General features: G+C 67.7%; 1 protein-coding gene. It reads right to left on the bottom strand.

Features of this window, described 5'->3' with window-relative positions; all coding sequences use genetic code 11:
* Positions 1-5,154: non-ribosomal peptide synthetase (locus tag CCN51_RS55325; protein ID WP_158104745.1), on the bottom strand; the 5,154-nt coding region annotated here is incomplete at both ends.

Genomic DNA, 5,154 nt, shown 5'->3' with positions numbered 1-5,154 from the left:
CCTCGAAGACGACCGCGACCGCGTCCGGCGTGCGTGCCACCTGGGCCTCGAAGAGCTCGGGCAGCAGGGTGTCGGGGAGCGGGTGTGCGGTGTCGTTCCACACGGTGAGGACCTGGTGCCGCTCGGCATCGCCCAGGACATCGATCCGGCTGACGGGCAGGTCCGGGTCCGCGGTGACCGACTCCAGCACCCGCACCAGCCGGCCGGCCAACGCCTCCATCGACGCCGCATCGAACAGATCAGTCCGATAGTCGACATGCCCACTCAGCCCACCCGGACTACCATCCCCCGCACGCAACTCACTGAGGTTGACGGTGAGGTCGAATCTGGCGGCGATCCCGCCCAACGGCTGATGGGCGATGTCCAGCCCAGGAAGGTCCAGGGTGGCGCGGGTGTTGTTCTGGAAGGAGAGCATCACCTGGAACAGCGGATGCCGGGCCATGGACCGCTGCGGATTCAGCACCTCCACCAACCGCTCGAACGGCACATCCTGGTGGGCGTAGGCAGCCAGGTCCGTCTCCCGCACCCGTTCCACCAGCTCACGGAACGTGGGATCACCACTCACATCCGTACGCAGCACCAGTGTGTTGACGAAGAAACCGACCAGATCATCCAGCGCGTCGTCGGTACGCCCGGCGATCGGGGTGCCGATGGGGATATCAGTGCCCGCGCCCATGCGGGTGAGAAGGACGGCCAGCGCGGCCTGGACGGTCATGAAGACACTCGCCCCACTGCCCTGCGCCAACTCCACCAGCCGCCCATGTACCTCGGCCGACACCCGCACTGCCACACTGCCACCCTCATGCGATGCCACGGCGGGCCGGGGCCGGTCCACTGGTAGCTCCAGCTGTTCCGGCACACCCGCCAGGGCAGCCGTCCAGTAGGCCAGCTGTTGTGAGATCACACTGTCCGGGTCGTCTTCGCTGCCCAGCACCTCCCGCTGCCACAGGGCGTAGTCCGCGTACTGCACCGGCAGCGTTTGCCACCCGGGTGCCTCGCCGTTGGTGCGGGCCCGGTAGGCGGTGGTCAGGTCGCGGGCAAAGGGTGCCATCGACCAGCCGTCGGCGGCGATGTGATGTACGACTGCCAGCAGTACGTACTCATCCGGCGCCACGACGAACAGCCGTACTCGCAGCGGAAGGTCACGCGAGAGGTCGAATCCGGTGCGAGCCTCCTTCATCAGTGCCTCGGCCAGGTCCTCGTCGGCCACATCGAACACCTGGAACACCGATGCGACGTTGTCTTGAAGGATGTGCTGACGGGGCTGGCCGTCGGTCTCGGGGAAGAGTGTCCGCAGGCTCTCATGCCGCCCGACCACATCCCCCACGGCCAGCCGCAGGGCATCGATGTCCAGTTGGCCGCGTAGTCGCAGCGACATGGGGATGTTGTAGGTGCCGGAGGGGCCTTCGAGCTGGCTGAGGAACCACAGTCGGCGTTGTGCGAAGGAGACCGGTACGGTCTCGGGCCGTGGCCTGCTGGTCAGTGGCTGTCGTGCCAGGCTGGTTTCTTGATCTGTTCGTGCGCTCAGTCCGGCGACCGTCGGGGACTCGAAGAGCGCGCGGATTCCCAGCTCCAGGCCCAGGGTGGTGCGGATGCGGCTGATGAGGCGGGTGGCGAGGAGGGAGTGTCCGCCGAGGGAGAAGAAGTTGTCGTCGATGCCGATGTCGGTGACGCCCAGCACTTCGGCGAACAGCTCGCACAGGATTTCCTCGTGCGGTGTGCGTGGCGCGCGGCGGGTGGTGGATGCGGTGTAGTCGGGGGCGGGCAGGGCCTTGCGGTCCAGCTTGCCGTTCGGGGTCAGGGGAAGCCGTTCGAGTGCGACGAGTGCCGAGGGAACCATGTAGTCCGGCAGTCGGCCCCTGGCCACTTCCAACACCTGCGCGGTGTCAAGCCCCACACCCGCGTCCCTGGGCACCACATAGCCGACCAGACGCCGGTCTCCGGGCTGGTCCTCCCGTACCAGGACGGCGGTCTGCGCCACGGTGTCGTGCGCCGCGAGGACGCTCTCCACCTCACCGGGCTCGATACGGAAACCACGCACCTTGACCTGGGCATCCGCACGCCCCACGAACTCCAGCTGCCCGTCCGCCCGCCACCGGACCACATCCCCCGTCCGGTACATCCGCGACCCCGCCGCCGTGCCGAACGGATTCGCCACAAACCGCTCCGCCGTCAGACCGGGCCGTCCCAGATACCCCCGGGCCAGTTGCGCACCGGCGATGTAGAGCTCGCCTGGCACCCCCACCGGCACTGGTTGCAGCGTCGCATCCAGCACGAACACCTGTGTGTTCCACACGGGGTGCCCGATTGGGGGAGCGGTGGCCAGCTCATCATCGGTGAACCATGACGTGGAGTAGACGGTGGCTTCGGTGGGCCCGTAGCAGTTCGCGAGCCGACCTCCCGGAACGGCGGCGCGAATGGTGTTCGCCACGTGCGGCGTTATGGCCTCGCCGGCCAACACCACCGTCCCCGCGTCAATGTTCCCGCCGCTGCTGAGGAGAGTTGAGACAACGGAGGGAACACCGCTGATGAGGCAGGAAGACCCACCGCTCGGCAGACTGCCGCCGAGAGCGAGCAGGTCGCGGACCACCTCGACGCGTCCGCCAGTGATGAGTGGCGTGAACAGCTCGAAGACCGAGACGTCGAAGTTGAGAGACGTCGAGACGTACACATGGGTCAAACGCTCGGGCCCGAACTCGGAGGCGGCCCAGGTGATGAGATTGACCACGCTCTGCTGCTGGACCGTGACGCCCTTGGGACGGCCGGTCGACCCGGAGGTGTAGATGACGTAGGCGGGATGCTGGGGGAGCAGGCCACCCCGGCGGTCGGCGTCCACGACATCTGCGTCACCGTATTGAGCGGCCCTCTGGTCATCCACCATCAGCCGCGGAAGATCCTCCGCTGAGGGGAGGGCGGCGGTCGTGGCGGTGTCAGTGACCAGGAGTGTGGGGGCCGCGTCCTGGATCATGTAGTGGATGCGGTCGGTGGGGTAGTCCGGGTCGATGGGGAGGTATCCCGCGCCTGTCTTGAGGATGGCCAGCAGGGTTACGACCAGTTCGGCCGAGCGTGGCAGAGCGACCCCCACCAGCCGCTCCGGCCCGGCGCCCTGGGCGATCAGACACCGCGCCAGCTGGTTCGCTCGGGCGTTCAGGTCCGCGTATGTCACCTCCCGATCCTCGAAGACGACCGCGACCGCGTCGGGGGTGCGCTTGACCTGGGCCTCGAACAGCTCGGGCAGCAGGGCGTCCGGGAGCGGGTGTGCGGTGTCGTTCCAGTGGGTGAGGACCTGGTGCCGTTCGGCCTCGCCAAGTATGTCGATCTGGCTTACCCGGGTGTCCGGATCGGCGGTGACTGTCGCCAGGACGTGTACGAGCCGTGTGGCCAGCGCCTCGATGGTGGTGGAGTGGAAGAGGTCGGTGCGGTAGTCGAGGTGTCCGGTGAGCCCGTCGGCGGTGCCGTCCGCGGCGCGGTGTTCGCTGAGATTGACGGTCAGGTCGAATTTGGCGGCGGTGCCACCCAAGGGCTGGCGGGTGACGTGGAGGCCGGGGAGGTCGAGGTTGGGGTGGGTGTTGTTCTGGAGGGCGAGCATCACCTGGAACAGGGGGTGATGTGCCAGGGAGCGCTGGGGGTTGAGGACTTCCACGAGGCGTTCGAAGGGCACGTCCTGGTGTGCGTAGGCGGCCAGATCTGTTTGCCGTGTGCGGTGGATGAGTTCGCGGAAGGTGGGGTCCCCACTGGTGTTTGTGCGTAGGACGAGGGTGTTGACGAAGAAGCCGATGAGGTTGTCGAGGGCGTCGTCGGTGCGTCCGGCGATGGGGGTGCCGATGGGGATGTCGTGGCCGGCGCCCATACGGCTCAGAAGGACGGCGAGTGCGGCCTGGATGGTCATGAAGACGCTGGCGCCGCTGTCGTGGGCCAGCTCCGCCAGCCGGGCGTGTACGGGCGCCGGTACGTGCAGCGCCACGCTGTCGCCCTCGTACGATGCCACCGCGGGCCGGGGGCGGTCGACCGGCAGCTCCAGCTGCTCGGGCACGCCGGCCAGGGCGGTGGCCCAGTAGTCCAGCTGGGCGTTGACCAGGCTGTCGGGATCGTCTTCGTGGCCGAGGACGTCCTGCTGCCAGAGGGCGTAGTCCGCGTACTGCACCGGCAGCGCGCGCCATCCGGGCGCCTTGTCGTCGGTGCGGGCCTGGTAGGCGGCGGTCAGATCGCGGGCGAAGGGTGCCATCGACCAGCCGTCGGCGGCGATGTGATGCACCACCGCCAGCAGTACGTAGTCGTCCGGACCGAGCACGAACAGCCGTACGCGCAGCGGCAGTTCGCGGCCGAGGTCGAAGCCGATTGCGGCCTCCCGCTTCAGCGCTTCTGCCAAGTCTTCCTCGGCGATGTCCAGCACTTCGAGCACCGATGCCGCGTCGCCTTGGAGGATGTGCTGGTAGGGCTGGCCGTCGGTCTGGGGGAAGAGTGTCCGCAGGCTCTCATGCCGCTCGACCACGTCGGTCAGGGCCAGGCGCAGGGCGTCGATGTCCAGTTGGCCGCGCAACCGGAGTGCCAGGGGGATGTTGTAGGTGCCGGAGGGGCCTTCGAGTTGGCCGAGGAACCACAGTCGGCGTTGTGCGTAGGAGACCGGTATGGTCTCGGGCCGGGTTTGGGTGGTGAGTTTGGGGCGTGTGGTGTGGGTGTTGGATGTTTGGAGGTGTTCGGCGAGGCCTGCGACGGTGGGGGTTTCGAAGAGGGCTCGGATGGTGAGTTCGACGTCCAGGGTGGTGCGGATGCGGCTGATGAGGCGGGTGGCGAGGAGTGAGTGTCCGCCGAGGGAGAAGAAGCTGTCATCGATGCCGACGTCGGGGACCGCGAGGACTTCGGCGAAGAGACCGCACAGGATTTCCTCGTGCGGTGTGCGAGGCGGTCGGTGGGTGGCGGATGTGGTGTAGTCGGGGGCGGGGAGGGCCTTGCGGTCCAGCTTGCCGTTTGGTGTCAGGGGCAGGCGTTCGAGTGTGATGAGCGCGGAGGGCACCATGTAGTCGGGGAGCCGGTCCCTGGCCACCTCCAGCACCTGAGCCGTATCAACTCCCACTTCCGCCTCCGTCGGCACCACGTAGCCGACCAGACGCCTGTCGCCGGGTTGGTCTTCGCGTACGAGGACGGCGGCTTGGG

The organism is Streptomyces milbemycinicus (genome assembly GCF_002154605.1).
Taxonomy (GTDB): Bacteria; Actinomycetota; Actinomycetes; order Streptomycetales; family Streptomycetaceae; genus Streptomyces; species Streptomyces milbemycinicus.
The sequence above is the reverse complement of the archived record's forward strand: the minus strand, read 5'-3'. Positions and strand labels throughout refer to the sequence as shown.